We start from the raw sequence: 21,999 nt of genomic DNA on the forward strand, positions 1-21,999 counted from the left end.
ACCATCGACGCAGCGCCCACCGCCGTGTCGAGGTCCACAACGGGCAAACCCGTAACCGATGGGTTACGCTTTTGGGGTGGATGAGGTGGCCGTCGCGATCGCGGACCCGGTACGCCGGCGCATCCTGAGCATGGTGCGCGACGAGCCCCTCTCCGCCGGCGCCATCGCCGCGCGGTTCACGATCAGCCGACCCGCCATCAGCCGCCACCTACGGTTGCTGCGGGAGAGCGGGCTGGTCCGTGACGAGCTGGTCGGACGGCAGCGGATCTACCGGCTCGACCCCGGCCCGCTCGCCCCGCTGCTCGACTGGCTCACCGGGCTCGCCACCGTCGACCGCTGGGAGCGGCACCTCGACGCGCTGGAGACCGAGGTCTATCGCACCCGCCGAGAGCGCCGCAGCCATGGCCCGGCGGAGCACCGAAGGGAGCACACGGCATGACCCGCACACCCGCAGGACGCCTGTTTCGCACCGCCACCGGGCACGATCTCGTCCTCACCCGGACCTTCCGCGCCCCGGTCGAGGATGTCTGGGCCAGCCTGACCGAGCCGGAGCGCACCGCCCGCTGGTTCGGCCCGTGGGAGGGCGACGCCGGGCCCGGACGGACCATCCAGGTCCAGATGGCGTACGAGGAACAGCAGCCCTGGTGCGCGGTGCGCATCGACGCGTGTGAACCGCCGCGGCACCTCGCCGTGTCGATGATCGACGAATACGGCGACTGGCTGCTGGAGCTGTCGCTGACCGAGACCGACGGCACCACCGAGCTGCGGTTCGTGCAGCACCTGAGCAGCGTGGAGGGCATCGCCGAGGTGGGCGCCGGTTGGGAGTACTACCTGGACCTGCTGGTCGCCTCCCGCGACGGCTCGCCCCGCCCGCAGTTCGACGACTACCACCCGGCGATGCAGCAGTACTACCAGGGGCTGGCCGCCGCGACGGCCGGCTAGGGGTCGACTTCCCGCCGCAGCCTGGCGAACTCGGCGGTCAGCGCCGGCAGGGGAAAGTGCGCGTTCAGGCCGCTGGGGTTCGGCAGCACCCAGACCCGGGCCGGCCCGAGCGGTTCCGGTCGCGGACCCAGGCCGGCCGTCGGTCGGGCGAAGGCGACCCGGTACGCGGTCACCCCGAGGATCGCCACCCACCGCGGCCGGTAGCGCTCGGCCTTCACCGCCAATCCGGTGACCCCGGCCACCAACTCCTCCGACGTCAGCTCGGCGGCACGGGCGGTGGCCCGGTTGCTCAGGCTGGTGATGCCCAGACCCTGCCGCAGCAGCTCGTCGCTCTCCCACGAGCGCAGCTGGCGGTCGGTGAAGCCAGCCCCGTGCAGGGCCGGCCAGAAGCGGCTGCCCCGGCGGGCGAACGGCTGCCCCACGGCGGCCGAGTAGAGGCCCGGGTTGTAGCCGCAGAACAGCACGCGCAGCCCGGGACCGATGATGTCCGGCAGACCCCGGCCGGCGGCCGCCGCCACCTCCTGCCGGGTCGGCCGTCGCGGCGGCGCCGCACGCTCCGCGTCCACAGCACCGATCCTGCCGTACGCCCCGGTGCCGGCACCGGGGCACGCCCTGACACAGTGACCGGATGCAGTCCGACGACCACCTCGCCGCCAGCCGCTACGCCCGGATGCGCTGGAACACCCCGCTCTCGCCGGAGCACGCCGCGCTGCTGCTGCAACGGCTCGACGTCCGCCCTGGCGCGCGCGTGCTCGACCTCGGCTGCGGCTGGGGTGAGCTGCTGCTGCGGGCGGTCGCCGCCGGCGGTGTGTCCGGCCCGGTCGCGACCCGGGGCGTCGGCGTCGACACCGACGACGATGCCCTCGCCCGAGGGCGGCGACTCGCCGCGGACCGGTCGCTGAACCGGCACGTCGCGTTCGTGACGGGGGAAGCGTCCGCCTGGCAGGAGCCGGCCGACCGGGTCCTCTGCATCGGTTCGGCACACGCCTTCGGCGGCACCGCGGCGGCCCTCGACGCCCTCGCCGCCGTGGTACGGCCCGGTGGGCGACTGCTGTTCGGCGACGCCTACTGGGAACGGTCCCCCACGGCGGAGATCGCCGAGGTCTTCGGCCCGGATGTCGCGACCCTCCCCGGGCTGGTCGAGGCCGCCCGCGAACGCGGCTGGCGGCTGCTGCACCTGAGCACCGCCGACCAGCGGGAGTGGGACGACTTCGAATCCAGCTGGCTCGCCGGCCGGCAGGAGTGGCTTTTGGCGTACCCGGAGGATCCCCGCGCGGCCGACGTCCGCGCGGAACTCGACGACCGGTTGCGCGGGTACGTGGACGGTTACCGAGGTGTCCTCGGCCTCGCCTACCTCGTCCTCGGCCGCTGACGGTCCGCCGTTGACCCCGCTCGTTACGCTGCGCGGGGTGAGCCCCGGACCGCGTCTCGCCCTGCCCTGGCGGATCGTCGTCGTGGCCACCGCCGCCGTGCTGGTCTGGCTGTTCCTGCGGGCTCTGCTCGACCGTGACTACGACCGGCCCACCCACGCGGTCGGGGCGGTGCTCACCACCGCTGTCGTCGTACCCCTGGTGGTTGTCGCCCGACGCGTCCTGGACCGACGCCCGTGGGCCGGTCTCGGGCTGCCGTCGCTGCGCGCCGGCTGGCGGCACCTGCTGCTCGGGATGGCCTGCTGGCTCGTCCCCGCGGCAGCGGGGTTCGCGCTCTGCCTCGGCTTCGGCTGGGTCGAGATCAGCGTCCGGACGTCCGTCGGGGATGTGCTGCGGGTGGCAGCGCTGCTGGTGGTGCTGGTCTTCCTGAAGGAGGCGCTGCCGGAGGAGCTGATCTTCCGTGGGTACCTGCAGCACAACCTCGCCACCCGGCTACCGGCCTGGCAGGCGGTCCTCGGGCAGGCGGCGCTGTTCACAGTGTTCGGGTTCCTCATCGGGGCCGCCAGATCCGTCGACCGACTGGCGCTCTTCTTCGTCTTCGCACTGCTGCTGGGCGCGTTCCGCGCCGTCACCGGCGACATCTGGGCCGGCGTCGGCCTGCACGTCGCCTTCCAGACGGTCGCTCAGCTCTTCGGTGACGTCGGGGCGGTCTTCGACGTGGTCGGCGCGGACGTCCTGGCAGTGGTGGCCATGGGGGCCATTCCGTTCTCGGTCAGCTGGATGGTCCTGCGACACCGATACCGCGACCGCCTGAACTGGAACGCCCGCACACCGGAGCCGGTGCGCCAGAGCGGCTGAAGGGCGTCCGAGGCCGGCCGCTGCGACGGCCGGCCGCCGCAGCGGTGGGCTTGACGGGGCGTAGACATCGGAGGTTTACTGCGTCAACGATGCCAATCGATGAACTTTGATCGTCCACTGTGGGTGGTCTGAGATCGTCGGTTGGTTTCAGCGCCCCACCCCCACCACCCCGCATCACCTCAGCCGAGCATCGGCGGCCCGGCTTCCGCACCACCGCCATCGCGGCCTCCGGCCTGCCCGCGTGCACGCCCCTGAGGTCGACGCTCAGCAGAGGAGCACAACCATGCGTTCCCGTCCCCGCCTGTTGGCACTCGTCACCGGGCTGGCCGTCATGCTGGCCAGCCTGGTCGCCCTGCCGACCCCCGCATCGGCGGCACCACTGACCAAGGTCCTGGTGTTCAGCAAGACCGCCGGCTTCCGGCACTCGTCGATCCCCAACGGCATCGCCGCGATCCAGCAGCTCGGCGCCGCCAACGGCTTCACCGTGACGTCCACCGAGGACGCCGCCCAGTTCACGACCTCCAACCTGGCCCAGTACCAGGCGGTGGTCTTCTTGTCGACCACCGGCGACGTCCTCAACGCCAGCCAGCAGACCGCCTTCGAGTCGTACATCGCCGCCGGTGGCGGGTACGTCGGCGTGCACGCCGCCGCCGACACCGAGTACAACTGGCCGTGGTACGGCGCGCTGGTCGGCGCGTGGTTCGACTCGCACCCGGCGATCCAGAACGCCACGGTGAAGATCGAGGACCAGACCAACCCGTCGACCGCGCACCTCGGCACCACCTGGGTCCGCTCCGACGAGTGGTACAACTACCGCACCAACCCCCGCTCCAGCGCGCGGGTCCTCGCCAGCCTCGACGAGTCGTCCTACAGCGGCGGCAACATGAACGGCGACCACCCGATCACCTGGTGCAAGGCGTACGGCGGCGGACGGGCCTGGTACACGGGCCTCGGGCACACCGAGGCGTCGTACACCGACCCGAACTTCACCCGGATGCTGCTCGGCGGCCTCCAGGTCGCCGCGGGCTCGGTGACCGCCGACTGCTCGCCGCGTACGACGACCCCGCCGCCCACCGCCACCGGCTCGACCCTGCGGGCCCGGGCGAACAACCAGTACGTGAGCGCGCCCAACTCGACCACCGCGCTGATCGCCAACAAGGCCTCCGCCGGCACCACCGAGCGGTTCGACCTGGTCAACCTGGCCAACGGCAACGTGGCGCTGCGCGCCAAGGGCAACGGGCAGTTCGTCGCGGCCGAGAACGCCGGCGCTTCCGCGCTGATCGCCAACCGGGCCACCGCCGGCGCCTGGGAGACGTTCCAGCTCGTCCGCAACTCCGACGGCACGGTGAGCCTGCGGGCCACTGTGAACAACCGCTACGTCGCGGCCGACAACGGTGGGTCCTCCCCGCTGATCGCCAACCGGACCTCCATCGGCCAGTGGGAGAAGTTCGACCTGGTCACCACCAACTGACCTGATCCCCCGCTCGTTCTCCACCACCCCACCTGGTCGTGGTGCGCCCCCGCGCACCCGTCCCCCGGTCGTCGAGAAAGGACGATCATGCCCTCGTACCCCCGGCGCTGGCCCCGGGCGCTCTTCGCGGCGGTGCTCACCGTCGCGAGCGCGGCCCTCGCTGTGGCTGCACCGTCCACCGCCCAGGCGGTGGTGATTCCCGCCTCCGACTATCAACAGGTCAAGCTCGCCACCGGCTCCGCCGAGCTGGGTGAGGCCATGTCCCTGGCCGTGCTGCCCAACCGCTCGGTCCTGCACACCGCCCGAAACGGCGTGCTGCGGGTGACCGACGTGGCCGGCAACACCAAGACCTCCGGCACCCTGTCCGTCTACACGCACGACGAGGAGGGGTTGCAGGGCGTCGCCGTCGACCCCAACTTCGCCACCAACCGGTGGGTCTACCTGTACTACTCGCCCTCGCTGAGCACCCCGTCCGGGGACGCCCCGACCACCGGCTCGCAGTCCGACTGGGACCGGTGGAAGGGTCACCTGCGGTTGTCCCGGTTCACCCTCAACTCCGACGACACGCTCAACCTGGGCAGCGAGAAGATCGTGCTCCAGGTCGCCAACGACCGTGGGCAGTGCTGCCACGTCGGCGGTGACCTGGACTTCGACGCCGCCGGCAACCTGTACCTGACCACCGGCGACGACACCAACCCGTTCGAGTCGTCCGGCTACGCGCCGATCGACGAGCGGACCAACCGCAACCCGCAGTTCGACGCCCAGCGCACCGCCGCCAACACCAACGACCTGCGGGGCAAGCTGCTGCGGATCAAGCCGCAGGCGGACGGCACGTACACCATCCCGTCGGGCAACCTGTTCGCGCCCGGCACGGCCAACACCCGTCCGGAGATCTACGCGATGGGTCTGCGCAACCCGTTCCGGATGAGCGTCGACAAGGCCACGGGTGTCGTCTACCTCGGCGACTACGGCCCCGACGCCGGGTCCACGAACTCCAGCCGCGGCCCGCAGGGTCAGGTGGAGTTCAACCGCATCGCCTCGCCGGGAAACTACGGCTGGCCGTACTGCACCGGCACCAACACCAGCACGGAAACATACAACGAATACACCTTCCCGTCCGGGCCGTCGCAGTCGAAGTACAACTGCACGGGCGGGCCGACCAACAACTCGTTCCGCAACACCGGCCTCGGCACGCTGCCCGCGGCGAAGCCGGCCTGGATCAAGTACGCCGGCGACTCCGGCTCACCGTCGGAGTTCGGCAGCGGCTCCGAATCGCCGATGGGCGGGCCGGTCTACCGGTACGACGCGTCGCTGAACTCCAGCATCAAGTTCCCGCAGTCACTCAACGGCCAGTTCTTCGCCGGCGAGTACGGCCGCCGCTGGATCAAGGCAATCGCTGTCAACTCCGACGGCTCGCGCGGGGAGATCTCCAACTTCCCGTGGTCCGGCACGCAGGTCATGGACATGGCCTTCGGCCCGGACGGGGCGCTGTACGTGCTGGACTACGGCACCGGCTCGAACAACCAGGCGCTATTCCGGATCGAGTACATCGGCGGCGGCAACCGCAACCCGATCGCTGTCGCCTCGGCGAACCCGACCTCGGGGGCCAACCCGCTGACCGTGAACTTCTCGTCGGCCGGCAGCTCCGACCCGGAGGGTGGGGCGCTGAGCTACCTGTGGACGTTCGGTGACGGCACCACGTCGACGGCGGCCAACCCCACCAAGACGTACACCACGAACGGCACGTACTCCCCCACGTTGAAAGTCACCGACCCGAATGGGTTGACCGGCACGGCGAGCCTGGTCATCACCGTCGGCAACACGGCCCCGACGGTGACGCTCACGTCGCCCGCCGATGGGCAGTTGTTCAGCTTCGGTGACACGGTGTCGTACCAGATCAGCGTGAGCGACCCGCAGGACGGCACGATCGACTGCTCCAAGGTCAGCCTGACGTACGCGTTGGGCCACGACAGTCACGCCCACCAGATCACCTCGAAGAACGGGTGCAGCGGCTCGATCACCCTACCGACCGACGGGGAGCACGACTCCGCGGCGAACATCTACGGGGTCTTCGACGCCGCCTACACCGACAACGGCGGGCTGACCACGCACAGCATCAAGACCCTGCAACCGAAGCACCGCCAGGGTGAGCACTTCGGTGCCACGTCGGGCGTGCAGGCCACCGACCACACCAACGCCGAGGGTGGCCGCACGGCCGGGTTCATCGAGAACAACGACTGGATCTCGTACCAGCCGTACAACCTGTCCAACGCGAACCGCATCACCGTGCGGGCGTCGTCGGCCGGTGCCGGCGGCACCATCGAGGTGCGGGCCGGGTCGGCCACCGGCTCGCTGCTGGGCACCGTCTCGGTGCCGGTGACCGGCAACTGGGAGACCTTCACCGAGGTGTCCGGCACGATCAGCAACCCACCCACCGCGTCGACGACGCTGTACCTGGTGTTCAAGGGCGGGTCGGGCTACCTGTTCGACGTGGACGCGTTCACCTTCGCCACCGGCACCGGTGGCAGCACGCCGGTGACCACGCTGCGGGCGCAGGTCAACAACCAGTACGTGTCGGCGGTCGGCAGCACCGCGCTGATCGCCAACAAGGCCAGCGTCGGCAGCACCGAGCAGTTCGACCGGGTGGACGCCGGCAACGGCGACATCGCGCTGCGGTCACGCGCCAACGGGCTCTACGTGTCGGCTACGAACGCCGGCGCCGCGGCGTTGGTCGCCAACGCCACGGCGATCGGGTCGTGGGAGAGGTTCCAGCTCATCACCAACTCGGACGGGACGGTGAGCCTGCGGGCCACTGTCAACAACCAGATCGTGTGCGCCGAGAACGCCGGGGCCGGATCCCTGATCGCCAACCGTACGGCGGTCGGGGCCTGGGAGAAATTCATCCTGACCACCGGCTGACCGGGGGTGCGGCACGGTAGGGCCCGGCCTGGTGACCGACCAGGTCGGGCCCTACGTCGTGAAGTAGGCGGCGCTCTGCGCGTCCGCCGGGTAGTAGGACTCCACCGCGATCTCCTCGATGGTGATGTCCGTCGGGGTGCCGAACGTGGTGATGGTCGAGAACAGCCGCAGCTCGCGCCCGTTGATCCGCAGGATCATCGGGATCACCACGTCGGCGTCGACCCGTTGACCCGTCGGCTCCTCCGGCAGCGGAGCCAGCAGTTCGTGGTAGAGCGCCGCCAGTTCCGTGTCGGGAGCGGCGGCGAGCTGGCGTGCGACGCGGCTGCGGAACACCGCCCGCACGTCCGCCAGGTTGACGACCAGGGACGCGAGCCCGCGCGGGTCCAGGCCCAGCCGGATCAGGTTCACCGGCGGCCGCAACAGGTCGGGGGCCACCTGCGCGAAGAACGGGTCGACAGCACTGTTGGTCAGCACGATGTTCCAGTGGCGGTCGAAGACCAGCGCCGGATACGGCTCGTGCGCCCGCAGCACCCTGCGGACCGCGTCGAGGGCACCGGACAGGGCGATGTCGTCAAGCGGGCGCTGCGCGTACCGGGGTGCGAAGCCGGCGGCGAGCAGCAACTGGTTGCGATCACGCAGCGGCACGTGCAGCTGGTCGGCGAGCCGCAGGATCATGTCGGCGCTCGGCGTGGACTTGCCGGTCTCGACCAGGCTGACGTGCCGGGCCGAGACATCCGCGGCGATCGCCAGGTCGAGTTGGCTGAGCCCTCGGCGCTTGCGCCACCGCCGTAGGAGTTCCCCGACCGCATACACGATCATGAGCCTACTCATCGTCGGTGCGGACGCCATGAAGTGCGATGTCATCGACAACCACCCGGGGCGGGGAAACACTTGCGCCCATGACGACCACCGAGAACAAGAGCATCGTCGGACGCGCGTTGGCAGGGCTGGTCGACACGGGCGACGTCGACACGCTCGCCTCGTTCCTGAGCGAGGACTTCATCCATCACCGGTCGGATTCGACGACCTCGACCAGGACACAGTGGCTCGCCGCCGTCCGCGCCGCGCTGGGCCCGACCGTCGGCATGCGGGTCGACATCCTGCACCTGCTGGCCGACGGTGACCACGTCGTGGTGCACTCGCGACGCCGACTACCCGACACGGGGCCGGAGATCGTGGTGGTCGACGTCCTGCGCATCGCCGAGGGGTCCATCGTGGAGGCGTGGGAGGTCATCGAACCGGCTGCCCACGCGACCGCCAACGGGACGTGGTGGAACCCGGCCGTCTAGATCGGGAAGTGGCCGCGACGCCAGTGCCAGTGGCCGCCGGCGCGCAGGTGGTCGACGATCGCGCGCTGGAGCACGGTGCGGCGCGGCAACTCGTCGAGCGGCGTGGTCAGGGTGCGGAACCCGAACCGCAGCATCTCGATGTCGGCGTCCGGCACCTCCGACTCCTGGTGGGGTTCCAGCTCGAACCGGCGCTGGAACCGCAGGATGTTGGAGTCCTCCGGAAGATACTCCCGCAGCTGCGGGTCGAGCAGCCACGAGCCGCAGAAAAACCTGGTGTAGCGCTCGTCGGGAAAGTGCCGGGGGAAGAACGCGCGAGCCTCGTCCAGCGACGCCGCCACCGCCTGCGGGGTCAACGGCCCCGATTCGGGGACGTGCAGGCCGAGGGCGCCGTCGCCGCGCTGGTACTGCAGCCGGCCCAGCTCGTAGAGGCCACCGCGCGAGTGCAGCGTCAGCCAGCTCTGCATGACCGGCCAGCCGTCACCGCGCATCCGTCGGTCGACGGCGAGGTTGCGGCCCAGGTCGGCGAGGGTCACCCAGGACACGGCATCGGGGACGCCGTGGTCGCTGTGGTACCCCCGCACCACGTCGACCAGGGCCAGGTACGCGTACACGTAGAGGTGCCGCCAGGCGGGCCCCCGCTCGCGCGGCAGCTCCGGGCCGGGCGGCAGCCAGTCGTAGCCCCCGAGGTCGGCGCGGACCACCGCGATCGAACGGTCGAGCAGCCAGCGCAGCTCCGCCGTCCACAGCGGAGAGCCCGGTTCCGGCCAGCCCGCCATGATCTCGGCGGCGTCGTCCGGAGGCACGGCGAGCCGGTCGAGGATCGCGGGTGCGTCCGCCTTCGCCGGCAACGGGGCGGACGGCCCGTCACCGGCGAGCCGGTGCACGCGGTCGACCTCCTCGACGGGCACGCCGAGCCGGGCGGCGATGTCGTCCAGATCCACGCCGACGAACTTACCGCCCGACGGGCATCTCAGGAGTCCGCCGGCACTCCGGCGTCGAGCTGCCCGATCATCGGCGCGAGGAGGTCGTTGAGTTCCCGGGCCAGCACCACCACGGCCCGGCGTGCCGCCGCGGCGACGTCGTCGTCCGGACCCTCGGGCGTCGGCGACAGCTCGGTGGCCAGCCGCCAGGCCGTCACCGCGAACGCGACGGGCGCGAAGTCTCCCCAGGAGTCGGTGAACTCGTCGATGCGGCCGCGCACCTCGGCCTCGTACCGGCCGCGCCCCTCGACGCCGTGCTCGCGGTCGAACTGCTCGTCCAGCCAGAAAGCGCGCGGATCCGACATCCTCGACCCCTGTTTGTGAGACCTTCTCGGACACAGCGCGGCGCGTCTCGCAGTCAGGCAACCGTCACTGACCGTATACGACACGCCCACTGTAGACCGTCGGTCCGAGCCTAGCGTCTGCGGAAGGACGTCGGAGCGCATCCGCTCCGGCCACGACCCCAGGAGGTCTCGTGCGTAGGCAACTCGGATCACTCTCGGCCGGCGTCATGCTGCTGGCGGCCGTCACCGTCGCGCAGCCGCCGGCCCAGGCCGGCGCGACCGCCGACGTCGGGTCCGCGACGGTGGCCGAGGCCCGCGCCACCATCCACGGGCGGCCGTCCACCGACGCCGACGCCGCGGCGAGGTCGAGCACCGCCTACTGGACCCCCGAGCGGATGCGAGCGGCACGACCCGCACCCATGCCGGACGGGATCGACGCACCCGACGGGGAGGCCACCGACCGCCCCGGTCGAGTCGGCGCGCCCCGCGACGTGGCAACGCCGGCGGCACCCTTGTCCTCCACCGCCACGGTGAGCGCGGCTCCGGCGGGCAGCGGTCAGGCGACCCAGGCGGTGAACGCCTCGCCCGGCGTCGGACGGGTCTTCTTCACCCACCACAACGAGGACTTCTTCTGCTCCGGTGCCACCATCAACAACCCCCAGGCGAACCTGGTGTCCACCGCCGGCCACTGCGTACACCCGGGTGACGGCGGGTCGGTCTGGTTCGACAACTGGGTGTACGCGCCGGAGTTCACCGAGGGCGAGCCGCTGCACGGCCTCTGGTCGGCCAAGGAGTTCACCTCGGTGGAGGGCTGGGTCGACTGGGGCTACCTCTGGTGGGACTTCGCGTTCGTCACCATGCACCCCCTCGGCGGCGACCGACTCGTGCACGTCACCGGCGGGCAGGGGCTCAGCGTCAACAAGTCCAAGTCGTTCTCCGCGATGCTGCTCGGCTACCCGGGCGAGCCGCCCTTCGACGGGCAGTCGCAGTTCTTCTCCTCCGGCACCACCAAGGTCGCCGGGGCGCAACGGATCAAGCTGAAGGACTGCCCGCTCAACAAGGGCGCGAGCGGCGGCCCCTTCCTGCGCGCCTGGGACAACGACCTCCGGTTCGGGTTCGTCAACTCGGTGATGTCGTACAAGTTCTCGGGGAACATGTACGGCCCCTACTTCGACGACGACGTCCTGGACATCTACAACGTCGCGAAGAACAAGCAGTGACCCGCCCGGCGGCGCCCGTGGGTTGACAAGACACGGGTTCCAGAGTGGACGATGCACCGTGCGAATTCTCGTGGTGGGTGGCAGCGGGCTGATCGGCGCTCACGTCGTGGACGTCCTCCGCGCGGGTGGTCACGCCGCGACCACCGTGGCGCGGACCGCCCAACCGGGCGTCGACCACCTGCTCGATGTCGGGTCCGCCTCGGTCGACGACCTGCGGTCGTTGCTCGCCGGGCACGACGGCGTCGTGTACGCCACCCGCACCGACGAGCAACGGCCGCTGCCCAAGCCGATCTATCCCGAGTTCCGGCGCGCCAACGTCGACCCGGTGGTGCGCCTGCTCACCGCCGCCCGCCTCGAAGGGCTCACCCGGGGCGTCGTGATGGGCTCCTACTACACCTACTTCGACCGGCTCCACCCGCAGTGGCGCCTCGCCGAACGGCACACGTACATCCGGTGCCGCCTGGAGCAGGCCCGGGAGGGGCGGGCGGCCGCCGGCGAGGGCCTTGCGGTCGCCGTCCTCGAACTGCCCTTCGTCTTCGGTCGGGCCGGCGACCGGCTGCCCAACTGGGCGCCTCCGCTGGACCGGTGGGCCCGCTCGCGTACCCCACTGCTCGCCCCGACCGGCGGTAGCGCCGCGGCCTCCGCCCGCAGCGTGGCCGAGGTCGCGGTCGACGCCCTGGAGCGGGCGAGCGGCGCGGACATCCCGGTCGCCGACGAGAACCTCACCTGGGCCGACATGCTCGCGCGCATCGCCGACGCGGTCGGTCGGCCCCGCCGGGTCGGCCGCCTGCCGGCCGGCGCGGCGCGGGCCGCGCTGCGACTCGGCGGCGCGGCACAGGCCCTCGGCCGAAGGGAGTCCGGGGTGAACCCGACCTACCTGGGCGATCTCCTGCTCGCCAACCTGTTCATCGAGCCGACAAGCGGCCGTCCGTTGGACCCGGCGCTACGCGAGACCTTCCGGAGCGCCTGACCCCCCTTGGCACCGATCACCCGGTGATGGCGCCGCGAGGTCGACGATCTCGTGCACCAGTGGTGAGCGGTTGTCCTCGGCCCAGGCCAGGCACACCTGGTTGGGCCGAGGTCGGCGACGGCCACGTGGACGACGTCCGACGGCGGCGTCAGCGGAGCTGTTCGGCCAGGCCGACGATGATGCCCTCGGGGCCGCGCACGTAGCAGAGCCGGAAGATGTCCTCGTACCGCTCCACCTCGCCGACCAGTTCGGCGCCGTGGCCGCGCAGCCGGGCGACCACGTCGTCGATGTCGTCGACGGCGAACATGATCCGCCGAATGCCCAGCGTGTTCGCCGGCGCGTCCCTCGGTGCCGTGATGATCGCCGCCGGACGGTGGAACATCGCCAACTCGACCTTGCCGTGGCCGTCCGGGGTCCGCAGCATCGCCACCTCCTGCCGGACGTCGTCGATCCCGATGACCCGCTCCACCCACCGCCCCTCGACCGGTCCCCGCCCCTCCAACTCCATGCCGAGTTCGACGAAGAACGCGATGACCGCGTCAAGGTCCTCGACCACGATGAGGACGTTGTCCATCCGCTGGATCGCCATGCCGCATCTCCCTGCTCTGCTGCGATCACGATGACCGCATCCTCCCTGAAGACGGAGCCACCCGGCCGTTTTCGACACACAGAGCGGGCTTTCCGCAGTCCTCATCAGCGGGTGAGCAATCCCGGTCCCACTCCGTCGAGGCGGTGCTACGTCCCGAGTAGCAGCGTGAGCCCTTCCTCAGCCGCCATAACGGCACCGCCGAACTCCGCCTGCGCGGCGGCCACCGCCACCTCCCGGTCGTTGCCCGGCCAGAAGTGGGTGAGCATCAGGCGGCGGGCGCCCGCCCGACGAGCCCACCGACCAGCCTCGGTGGAGGTCAACAGGTTTCGGGTGGGACGGCTCGTCTCGCCGTCGTGATCCGTCGCCTCGACGATGAACAGGTCGGCGTCACGTCCCAGCTCGGCCAGCGCGGAAGTAGGCCCGGTGTCCCCGGAGTAGGCCAGGACGATCCCGTCGGCCGCGATCCGGACGCCGGCGTTGGGCACGAAGTGCGGGAGAGACAGCCCGGTCAGGTCGAACGGCCCGACCCGGTAGCCGCCGGGTAACGGGTGCAGGTCGAAGACCGCCTGTAGATCGGCGTCGGGCTCCAAGCCGCTGAGCCGGTCGAGCACGCCGGGCGGGCAGAACAGCGGCAGCCGTGGTCCCCCGGGCTGACCGTAGAACCGCATCCTGAACAGAGCGTGCAGGTCAACGCAGTGATCCGGGTGCTCGTGGGTGACGACGACAGCGTCCAGCACACCGTCCGGCCAGTGTTCGAGCAGCCGCGGCAGCGTGGAATAGCCCAGGTCGAACACCAAGCGGTAGCCGTCCCAGTCCACCGCGAAACCGCTGCAGGCGCGGCCGGGTTCGGGGAAGCCACCGCAACTACCAAGCACTGTGACCTGTCGCATCCCGGTAGCGTCCCACCTGGAGGGCCGGGGCCGCATGCCAGGGCAGGACCGTCCCGGCGGCACGCTGGCACTCAGCGACCGCCCGGACGTACCTCAGGTGCAGGTCAGGGCACCTGCGCCCGTTACTTGGCGTTGAAGTAGTTGGCCTCCGGGTGGTGGACCACGATCGCGTCGGTGGCCTGTTCCGGCATCAGCTGGAACTCCTCGGACAGCTCGACCCCGATCCGGTCCGCGCCGAGCAGATCCATGATCTTCGCCCGGTCCTCCAGGTCGGGGCAGGCCGGGTAGCCGAACGCGTACCGGCAACCCCGGTAGTCGTTGTGCAGGATGCCGGCCAGGTCCGCCGGGTCGTCGTGCCCCAGCGGGCGACCGTCGGGCAGGGTCATCTCGGCGCGGATGCGCTGGTGCCAGTATTCGGCGAGCGCCTCGGTGAGCTGCACGGAGAGCCCGTGCACCTCCAGGTAGTCGCGGTACTCGTTGCGGGCGAACAGCTTCGCCGCGTACTCACTGACCGGCTGACCCACGGTGACCAGTTGCAACGCGACCACATCGAGCTGCTCGCCCCGCGGCTTGAAGAAGTCCGCCAGGCAGAGCCGCCGCTCCTGCCGCTGCCGGGGGAAGGAGAACCGGGCGCGCTCCGCGTGCCCGTTCTCGTCGAGCACCACCAGGTCGTTGCCTTCGGAGTACGCGGGGAAGTAGCCGTACACCACGGCTGCCTCAAGGACCTGGTCGGCGATCAACCGGTCCAGCCAGTACCGCAGGCGCGGACGGCCCTCGGTCTCGACAAGCTCCTCGTAGGAGGGTCCGCTGCCGCCCCGGGCGCCGCGCAGGCCCCACTGCCCGGAGAAGGTGGCCCGCTCGTCGAGCAGCGCCGCGTAGTCGGCCATCGACACGCCCTTGACGACCCGGGTGCCGAAGAACGGCGGGGTGGGCACCGCCACGTCGGCGGCCACGTCGGAGCGGACGGAGGAGTCGTGCAGCTCCGGCAGCGACGTGCTGACCACCGAGCGCTGCCGTTCCCGGCGCGCCCGCCGGGCCGCGAGGGCCGCCTCCCGCTCGGGGTCGATCACCGGCGCGCCGCCGCGCTTGGCGGTCATCACCCGGTCCATCAGGGACAGACCCTCGAACGCGTCCCGCGCGTAGTGCACCTGCCCGGGGAACATCGCGCGCAGGTCGTCCTCGACGTACGCGCGGGTCAGCGCCGCCCCACCCAACAGGACGGGCCAACGCTCGGCGACCCCCCGGGTGGCCATCTCGGCCAGGTTCTCCTTCATGATGACGGTGCTCTTCACCAGCAGCCCGGACATGCCGATCGCGTCGGCGCGGTGCTGCTCGGCAGCGTCCAGGATGGCGCTGATCGGCTGCTTGATGCCGATGTTCACCACCTCGTAGCCGTTGTTGGACAGGATGATGTCGACCAGGTTCTTGCCGATGTCGTGCACGTCGCCGCGCACTGTGGCGAGCACGATGCGGCCCTTTCCGCCGTCCTCCGCGGTCTCCATGTGCGGTTCCAGGTAGGCCACCGCGGTCTTCATCACCTCGGCGGACTGGAGCACGAACGGCAGCTGCATCTGGCCGGAACCGAACAGCTCGCCGACCACCTTCATGCCGTCCAGCAGGATGTCGTTGATGATCGACAGTGGGGACCGGCCGCCGGCCATCGCGTCGTCCAGGTCGGCCTCCAGGCCGTTGCGCTCACCGTCGATGATCCGCCGCTTGAGCCGTTCGTCCAGCGGCAGCGCGGCCAACTCCTGGGCCCGGCTGGCCCGGGCGCTGGTCACGTCGACACCCTCGAACAGCTCCAGGAACCGCTGCACCGGGTCGTACCCCTCGCGGCGCCGGTCGTAGACCAGGTCCAGGGCGACCTCGCGCTGCTCGTCGGGGATCTTCGACATCGGCAGGATCTTGCTGGCGTGCACGATCGCCGACGTCAGGCCGGCCTGCACGCACTCGTGCAGGAACACCGAGTTGAGCACCTGCCGGGCCGCCGGGTTGAGGCCGAAGGAGATGTTCGAGATGCCCAGGGTGAAGTTGACGCCCGGGTAGCGGCTGGCGATCTCGCGGATCGCCTCGATCGTCTCGAGGCCGTCGCGGCGGGTCTCCTCCTGCCCGGTGGCGATCGGGAAGGTCAGCGCGTCGATCAGGATGTCGGAACGGTCCACCCCCCACCGGCCGGTCAGGTCGTCGATCAACCGCGTCGCGACCCGGACCTTCCACTCCTGGGTACGGGCCTGGCCCTCCTCGTCGATGAGCAGCGCCACCACCGCCGCGCCGTGCTCGCGGACGATCGGCATCACCCGCGCGTACCGGGACTCGGGGCCGTCGCCGTCCTCGAAGTTCACCGAGTTGACCACGCACCGCCCGCCGAGCATCTCCAGCCCGGCCTCGACGACCGCCGGCTCGGTGGAGTCCAACATGATGGGCAGGGTCGACGCGGTGGCGAACCTGCCGGCCAGCTCCCGCATGTCCTGGGTGCCGTCGCGGCCGACGTAGTCCACGCAGAGGTCGAGCAGGTGCGAGCCGTCGCGCGCCTGGCTGCGGGCGATCTCCACGCAGGCCCGCCAGTCACCGGCGAGCATCGCCTCCCGGAACGCCTTCGAGCCGTTGGCGTTGGTCCGCTCCCCCACCATCAGCACCGACGCGTCCTGGGCGAACGGCACCGGGTGGTACACCGAGGACACACCCGCCTCGTGTCGGGGCTCGCGGGCCGGGGCGGTCACGCCGTGCAGCCGCTCGGACAGCACCTGGATGTGCTCCGGGGTGGTGCCGCAGCAGCCGCCGACAAGCCCCACGCCGTACTCGGTGACGAACCGCTCCAGGGCCTCGGCCAGCTCCACGGGAGTCAGCGGGAAGTACGCCCCGTCGGCGGTCAGCACCGGCAGGCCGGCGTTCGGCATCACCGACAGCGGGATGCGGGAGTGCTGCGACAAATACCGCAGGTGCTCGCTCATCTCGGCCGGGCCGGTCGAGCAGTTGAGCCCGATCAGGTCCACGCCGAGCGGTTCGATCGCGGCCAGGGCCGCACCGATCTCGCTGCCGACCAGCATCGTGCCGGTGGTCTCCACGGCGACGTGACAGATGATCGGCACCGACTGGCCCAGCTCGGCCATCGCCCGCTTCGACCCGACCACCGCCGCCTTGACCTGGAGCAGGTCCTGGCAGGTCTCGATGATCAGCGCGTCCGCGCCGCCGGCGATCAGACCGGCGGCGTTCTCCTGGTAGGCGTCGCGCAGGGTCGAGTAGTCGGCGTGCCCGAGGGTCGGCAGCTTGGTGCCCGGCCCGATCGAGCCGAGCACGAACCGGGGCCGCTGCGGGGTGCTGGCCGCGTCGGCGGCCTCCCGGGCGATCCGGGCACCCGCCTCGGACAACTCGCGGATGCGCTGCGGGATGTCGTACTCGGCGAGGTTGGCGAGATTGGCGCCGAAGGTGTTGGTCTCCACGCAGTCCGCGCCGGCGGCCAGGTAGGCGTCGTGCACCCCGCGCACCACGTCCGGGCGGGTGACGTTGAGGATCTCGTTGCACCCCTCGAGCCCGTCGAAGTCGTCGAGCGTGAGGTCCGCGGCCTGGAGCATCGTGCCCATCGCACCGTCGGCGATGAGAACCCGCTCAGCCAGCACATCCATCAATGAAGTCCGCACCCGTTCAGGTTAGTGCGATTCGGCCGGACTCCACGACCATCCTCGAGCGATCCCCTATTGTGTCACGGGGATCACCCTGTCTGGTTCGTTCGGGTATGACCTGCTGTCGGAGCGGCCGACCGGCGCGGCCGACGGGCCGTGCCCCCGCCCTGCACGTAGGCTGACGGACGTGAAGGACAACAGGGACGCCACCGTGCACCACGGCATGACGACCGGGCGCGGTCCCGGCGCCGGCCGCGACGAGCAGGGTGAGGTGACGGCGTGACCGAGTTCGACGGACTGCCGGTGCTGCGGTCCCCCGTGGCGATCGCCGCGTTCGAGGGCTGGAACGACGCCGCCGACGCGTCCACCGCCGCCGTCGAGCACCTGGAGCAGGTCTGGAACGCCCGGCAGATCGCCGAGCTGGATCCGGAGGACTTCTACGACTTCCAGGTCAGCCGGCCCACCATCACGATGGCCGACGGGGAGACCCGGCGGGTGGAGTGGCCGACGACCCGGTTCATGGTGGCCAGCCCGGAGGGCACCGACCGTGACGTGGTGCTGATCCGCGGCATCGAGCCGAGCATGCGCTGGCGGACGTTCTGCGAGCAGGTGCTGGAGATCTGCCACAGCCTGGAGGTGGAACGGGTGGTGCTGCTCGGCGCGTTGCTGGCAGACGTTCCGTACACCCGGCCGCTGCCGATCAGCGGCAGCGCCTCCGACGCGCAGGCCGCCGAGCGCTACCAACTGACCCCCACCCGGTACGACGGCCCGACCGGCATCGTCGGCGTGCTGCACGACGCGTGCACCCGCGCCGAGGTGGACGCCGTCTCGTTCTGGGTGCACGTGCCGCACTACGCCAACAACCCGCCCTGCCCGAAGGCCACCCTCGCCCTGCTGCACCGGGTCGAGGAGGTCGTCGACCTGCCGGTGCCGATGGCCGACCTGGCCGAGGAGTCCGCCGAGTGGGAGCAACGGGTGCGCAGCGCCGCCGAGCAGGACGCCGAGTTGGGCGAGTACGTCCGCGAGCTGGAGGAACGGGTCGGCGACGAGGGCATCACCCCGTTGACCGGCGACGAGATCGCCCAGGAGTTCGAGAAGTACCTGCGCCGCCGGGGCGGTTCCGCCGGCCCCACCGCCGGTTCCTGGTAGCCGCCGCTCCGCTGCGGGCCTTCGGACCTTCCGGTCCGGAGGCCCGTTTTGGTGTGTCCGGGGTGGCGCCGTCACACCCGCTAGGGCATCCTAGGAACCTAGATGTGATCAAGGAGGCGGGTGTGCAGATCAATCCCGGGGCCGCCGAGTTCCCGCACCGACAGATCGCCGCGCAGCTCAAGGCCCAGGTCCGCCGCGGCGACTGGGGGCCGGGCGAGCGGCTGCCGTCCATCCCGGCCATCGCCGAGATGTTCGGCGTCGCCAAGCAGACCGTGCAACGCGCCGTCGACCAGCTGCGGGTCGAGGGCATCCTGATCACCAAACCCGGCTCCGGTACGTACGTCCGGGGCACCCGCCGCCGGCTCAACCGCCTCTCCCGGGGCCGCTACGGCGGCTTCCGCGGCTACCACACCGACCTGGCCGCCCGGTACCGGCAGCAGCTCGTCTCCGTCGGGCCCGCCCCCGCCCCCGCCGAGGTGGCCGACGCCTTCGGCGTGTCCGACGGCACCAGCCTGCTCTGCCGCCGGCACCTCGTGCGCACCGACGACTCCCCCGTCGAGGTGGGCGCCTCCTGGTTCCTGCCCCGCGACACCGCCGGCACCTCCCTGGAGCGCACCGAGGCGTTCGGCCGGCCGCTCTACCAGGAGGCCGAGGAAGCCACCGGGCGGCGCTACGTCTCGGCCACCGACACGATCAGCGCCCGCCAGCCGAGCCGGGAGGAGGCCGAGATCCTCCAGATCCGACCCGACACCCCCGTGCTGCACCTGCTGCACGTCGCGTACGACGCGCACCGCAAGCCGATCGAGGTGTCCCAGGCGACCTGGCCCGGCCCGATGACCACGCTCACCGAGGAGTACAAGATCCCGGGCCCGACCCCCGACCCGGAGCCCGACCCCGGCCTGGTCCTGGGCTAGTTCTCCGCCACGGGCCGCGAGATGCGGCCTGATTCTCTTGCGCCGACAAGTCTGTAATGCACAGCTAACTTCATGACAGACGAATCCGCTTCCCAGGCGGACGGGCCACACGAGCTGTTGGCGGCCGTGCGCGACCTGACCCGTCAGGTCCGCGCCGCCCAACGCGGCACCTGGTTTCCGCTGCTGGTCCTCGCGGTGATCACCCTGGTCGCGATACCCGTCTACCGGTACGCCCCCTACCTCGACGTGTTCCGCACCTGCCGATACCGCCCGCAGCACACGGTCTGCGTCGCACCCAACCCGGCGGAGCTCGGGTACTGGACGATCGCGCTGGTGCTCGCCTACGCGGCGATCGCCGGCTTCTACATAAGACGGTCCCGACTGCGCGGCGTGGGCACCCCGATCCGCCCCTACATCGCCGTCGGCGTCGCGTTGGCAGTTCTGATGGCGGCCGTGTCGATCTGGCTGACGTTCCACCCACTCCTCCCCGTGCCCACCGACCCCTTCTCCACCGACCCGGTCGAGATCGAGGTCGGGCCGACGGCCTGGCTCGTCAACGGGCTGGCCAGTCCGACAGCGGTCATCGCGCTGGCGCTGCTGGTGCTCGCGTGGGTCGAACGCAACTGGGCGCTGCTGGCCTACAGCCTCGCCTACCTGGCGATCGTGATGGTGATGGGCGGCCAGGTCATCCATTCGACCTCACCGTGGTATTTCCTGCCGCACCTGCTCGTTCCGGCAGCTCTGCTGCTGCTCGGCAGTGCCGCCTTCGCCGTGTTCCGGCCGAGCACCGAGGCTCCGGTGCGATGACCGTCCATCCCACCAACGGCCTCGACGACGTGGTCCACCAGCGCGTCCGGCTGGGCATCCTGGCCATCGCGCACCAGGCCCACCCGGTCGAGTTCGGCTTCCTGCGCACCACCCTGCAGCTGACCGCAGGCAACCTCGGGCAGCACCTGACCGTCCTGGAGAAGGCCGAGCTGATCCAGATCGAGAAGGGATACGAGGGCAAGCGCCCACGCACCTGGGTGACTCTCACCGCTGCCGGCAAGGCAGCGCTGCGCGCTGAGATCGCCCACCTCAAGCAACTCATCCATCAGGTCGAACAAGCGGAGACGGCACCGACCGGTGACGGGTGAACGGCGCGCAGTCGATGGTGCAACTACACCCTCGGTGTATACACTGCGATTATATCGATGACCGGAGCGCTCCGCTGCGGCGTCGAACAACCCAGGGGAGGACGGATGACAGTCGTGCAGCCGGTCGGTGACCGGGGAATGACGCGCCGCGGCCTTGTCGGAGCCGCGCTGGCGGCCGGGGTCAGCGTGCCGCTGGGCATAGCCGGTCGGGCCACGGCGGCCACCGCCGATCCGGGTCCGGTCCGGCTCACCCTGCCCGCGCCGACCGGGCCCTACCGCGTGGGCACGGTGCCGCTGCACCTGGTCGACCGGTCGCAGCCGGACCCGCTGGCCGGGCCGGGGCGATACCGGGAGCTGATGGTCAGCGTCTGGTACCCCGCCCGGGACGTGCGGCGGTACGCGCTCGCACCGTGGATGACCGCCGCCTCGATGCGTACGCTGCTGGACTCCGCCGGCTTCGACCCCGACGCCGCGCTGGCGCCACTGACCGCCGGCCACCAGGGCGCCCCGGTGCGGCACTCGGGCCGCCGGCTGCCGGTGGTCCTGTACTCGCACGGCAGCGGCAGCCACCGGTCGGACACCACCATCGTGGTCCAGGAACTGGCCAGTCACGGGTACGTGGTGGTCACGGTGGACCACACCTACGACGGGTACAGCGAGTTCCCCGACGGCCGAGTCACCGTCGAGGAGGACGACTACCACGCCACCCCGTGGACCTACACCCGCGACGTCCGGTTCGTCCTCGACCAGATCACCGAGCTGGCCGCCGGGGGCAACCCCGACGTCGGGCAGGCACGGCTACCGGCCGGGCTGGGCCCCGCCCTCGACCTGAAGCGCATCGGCATGTTCGGCTGGTCGAAGGGCGGCACCGCCACGGCCCTGACCATGGGCACCGACCAGCGGATCCAGGCGGGGTTGAGCCTCGACGGCCCGATGCAGTCGCAACCGCTGCCCAGCACCGACCTGCACCGGCCGTTCATGCTGATGACGGCGGCGTTCACGCGGGCCACGGAGCCCCCCGTCGCCGAGTTCTTCACGCACCTGCGCGGATGGCGGCTCAACATCCACGCCGCGGGAGCGGTCCACTCGTCGTACGGCGACAACCAGTGGCTGGTGCCGCAACTGGCCCGGGTCATCGGCATGAGCGACGAGGAACTCACCGGGTGGATCGGCACTCTCGACCCGTCCCGCGCGGTCCGCATCGGGCAGGCGTACCCGCTGGCGTTCTTCGACCGGCACCTCCGGCACCGGGGCAGCCACCTGCTCAGCGGCCCGAGCCGGCGCTTCCCCGAGGTGACATTCGTTCCCTGACCCGGCCGCTGAGCCCTCTGTCGATCATGGAGTTGTGGCGCCTCGCGTAAGGGGCGCGGCACCGCTCATCGCCCACCACAACTCCAT

General features: G+C 70.9%; 21 protein-coding genes. 14 read left to right on the forward strand and 7 right to left on the reverse strand.

Features of this window, described 5'->3' with window-relative positions:
- The first annotated feature begins 76 nt into the window (after positions 1-76).
- Together QCZ28_RS09395 and QCZ28_RS09400 are read left to right on the forward strand one after the other, a co-directional pair.
- A complete protein-coding gene (locus QCZ28_RS09395; protein ID WP_279516217.1) occupies positions 77-439 on the forward strand; it encodes a metalloregulator ArsR/SmtB family transcription factor in 363 nt (120 codons plus the stop codon).
- Positions 436-942: an SRPBCC family protein gene (locus QCZ28_RS09400; protein WP_279516218.1), complete on the forward strand. Its 507-nt coding sequence runs from the start codon at positions 436-438 to the stop codon at positions 940-942. The genes QCZ28_RS09395 and QCZ28_RS09400 overlap by 4 nt, the downstream gene beginning before the upstream one ends.
- On the opposite strand, the gene mug is transcribed toward QCZ28_RS09400, so the two are convergent.
- Positions 939-1,508, reverse strand: a complete 570-nt coding sequence (mug, locus tag QCZ28_RS09405) for a G/U mismatch-specific DNA glycosylase (protein ID WP_279516219.1) — start codon at positions 1,506-1,508, stop codon at positions 939-941. The genes QCZ28_RS09400 and mug overlap by 4 nt on opposite strands.
- Positions 1,509-1,570: 62 nt before the next feature.
- Here mug and QCZ28_RS09410 point away from each other — a divergent pair, with 62 nt between their 5' ends.
- The 4 genes from QCZ28_RS09410 (at position 1,571) to QCZ28_RS09425 (ending at position 7,560) form a co-directional block, all read left to right on the forward strand.
- The gene (locus QCZ28_RS09410) at positions 1,571-2,314 is read left to right on the forward strand and encodes a methyltransferase domain-containing protein (RefSeq protein ID WP_279516220.1); all 744 of its coding nucleotides are present in this window, start codon (positions 1,571-1,573) and stop codon (positions 2,312-2,314) included.
- Between the two features lie 37 nt (positions 2,315-2,351).
- Positions 2,352-3,170 carry a CPBP family intramembrane metalloprotease gene (locus QCZ28_RS09415; protein WP_279516221.1) on the forward strand — a complete coding sequence of 273 codons (819 nt, stop codon included), beginning with the start codon at positions 2,352-2,354 and terminating at the stop codon, positions 3,168-3,170.
- A 283-nt stretch (positions 3,171-3,453) separates the two neighbouring features.
- Complete coding sequence (locus tag QCZ28_RS09420) at positions 3,454-4,641, forward strand: ThuA domain-containing protein (protein ID WP_279516222.1); 1,188 nt, start codon at positions 3,454-3,456, stop codon at positions 4,639-4,641.
- A gap of 87 nt (positions 4,642-4,728) precedes the next feature.
- Positions 4,729-7,560 (forward strand): PQQ-dependent sugar dehydrogenase, encoded by a 2,832-nt coding sequence (locus QCZ28_RS09425; RefSeq protein ID WP_279516223.1) that lies wholly within the window; start codon positions 4,729-4,731, stop codon positions 7,558-7,560.
- Between the two features lie 51 nt (positions 7,561-7,611).
- Here QCZ28_RS09425 and QCZ28_RS09430 read toward each other — a convergent pair whose 3' ends face one another.
- On the reverse strand, positions 7,612-8,379 hold the full coding sequence (locus QCZ28_RS09430; RefSeq protein ID WP_279516224.1) for a helix-turn-helix transcriptional regulator: 768 nt from the start codon (positions 8,377-8,379) through the stop codon (positions 7,612-7,614).
- An 80-nt stretch (positions 8,380-8,459) separates the two neighbouring features.
- Here QCZ28_RS09430 and QCZ28_RS09435 point away from each other — a divergent pair, with 80 nt between their 5' ends.
- Entirely contained in the window at positions 8,460-8,849 is a 390-nt protein-coding gene (locus QCZ28_RS09435) for a nuclear transport factor 2 family protein (protein ID WP_279516225.1), read from the forward strand.
- Here QCZ28_RS09435 and QCZ28_RS09440 read toward each other — a convergent pair.
- Both QCZ28_RS09440 and QCZ28_RS09445 read right to left on the reverse strand, forming a co-directional pair.
- On the reverse strand, positions 8,846-9,790 hold the full coding sequence (locus tag QCZ28_RS09440; protein ID WP_279516226.1) for an acyltransferase domain-containing protein: 945 nt from the start codon (positions 9,788-9,790) through the stop codon (positions 8,846-8,848). The two genes, QCZ28_RS09435 and QCZ28_RS09440, sit on opposite strands and share 4 nt — an antisense overlap.
- Before the next feature lie 29 nt (positions 9,791-9,819).
- Positions 9,820-10,134, reverse strand: coding sequence for a hypothetical protein (locus QCZ28_RS09445; RefSeq protein ID WP_279516227.1), 315 nt, complete (start codon positions 10,132-10,134; stop codon positions 9,820-9,822).
- Positions 10,135-10,304: 170 nt separating this feature from the next.
- Here QCZ28_RS09445 and QCZ28_RS09450 point away from each other — a divergent pair, with 170 nt between their 5' ends.
- On the forward strand, positions 10,305-11,333 hold the full coding sequence (locus tag QCZ28_RS09450) for a hypothetical protein (RefSeq protein WP_279516228.1): 1,029 nt from the start codon (positions 10,305-10,307) through the stop codon (positions 11,331-11,333).
- A gap of 58 nt (positions 11,334-11,391) precedes the next feature.
- Entirely contained in the window at positions 11,392-12,303 is a 912-nt protein-coding gene (locus QCZ28_RS09455; RefSeq protein WP_279516229.1) for an NAD(P)-dependent oxidoreductase, read from the forward strand.
- A 148-nt stretch (positions 12,304-12,451) separates the two neighbouring features.
- Here QCZ28_RS09455 and QCZ28_RS09460 read toward each other — a convergent pair whose 3' ends face one another.
- From QCZ28_RS09460 to metH, 3 genes are all read right to left on the reverse strand, one after another.
- Positions 12,452-12,892, reverse strand: coding sequence for a VOC family protein (locus QCZ28_RS09460; protein WP_279516230.1), 441 nt, complete (start codon positions 12,890-12,892; stop codon positions 12,452-12,454).
- Between the two features lie 146 nt (positions 12,893-13,038).
- Positions 13,039-13,782 carry an MBL fold metallo-hydrolase gene (locus QCZ28_RS09465; RefSeq protein WP_279516231.1) on the reverse strand — a complete coding sequence of 248 codons (744 nt, stop codon included), beginning with the start codon at positions 13,780-13,782 and terminating at the stop codon, positions 13,039-13,041.
- 122 nt (positions 13,783-13,904) lie between these two features.
- Positions 13,905-17,420: a methionine synthase gene (gene metH, locus QCZ28_RS09470; RefSeq protein ID WP_279516232.1), complete on the reverse strand. Its 3,516-nt coding sequence runs from the start codon at positions 17,418-17,420 to the stop codon at positions 13,905-13,907.
- 261 nt (positions 17,421-17,681) lie between these two features.
- Here metH and QCZ28_RS09475 point away from each other — a divergent pair, with 261 nt between their 5' ends.
- The 5 genes from QCZ28_RS09475 (at position 17,682) to QCZ28_RS09495 (ending at position 21,912) form a co-directional block, all read left to right on the forward strand.
- A complete protein-coding gene (locus tag QCZ28_RS09475) occupies positions 17,682-18,551 on the forward strand; it encodes a PAC2 family protein (protein WP_030332815.1) in 870 nt (289 codons plus the stop codon).
- Between the two features lie 122 nt (positions 18,552-18,673).
- On the forward strand, positions 18,674-19,465 hold the full coding sequence (locus QCZ28_RS09480) for a GntR family transcriptional regulator (RefSeq protein WP_279516233.1): 792 nt from the start codon (positions 18,674-18,676) through the stop codon (positions 19,463-19,465).
- A gap of 72 nt (positions 19,466-19,537) precedes the next feature.
- Positions 19,538-20,272: a hypothetical protein gene (locus tag QCZ28_RS09485; protein WP_279516234.1), complete on the forward strand. Its 735-nt coding sequence runs from the start codon at positions 19,538-19,540 to the stop codon at positions 20,270-20,272.
- Positions 20,269-20,601, forward strand: a complete 333-nt coding sequence (locus QCZ28_RS09490; RefSeq protein ID WP_279516235.1) for a transcriptional regulator — start codon at positions 20,269-20,271, stop codon at positions 20,599-20,601. The genes QCZ28_RS09485 and QCZ28_RS09490 overlap by 4 nt, the downstream gene beginning before the upstream one ends.
- A gap of 105 nt (positions 20,602-20,706) precedes the next feature.
- Complete coding sequence (locus tag QCZ28_RS09495) at positions 20,707-21,912, forward strand: acetylhydrolase (protein ID WP_279516236.1); 1,206 nt, start codon at positions 20,707-20,709, stop codon at positions 21,910-21,912.
- Positions 21,913-21,999 lie beyond the last annotated feature (87 nt).

This window comes from Micromonospora sp. DH14 (assembly GCF_029809455.1).
GTDB lineage: Bacteria > Actinomycetota > Actinomycetes > Mycobacteriales > Micromonosporaceae > Micromonospora > Micromonospora parva.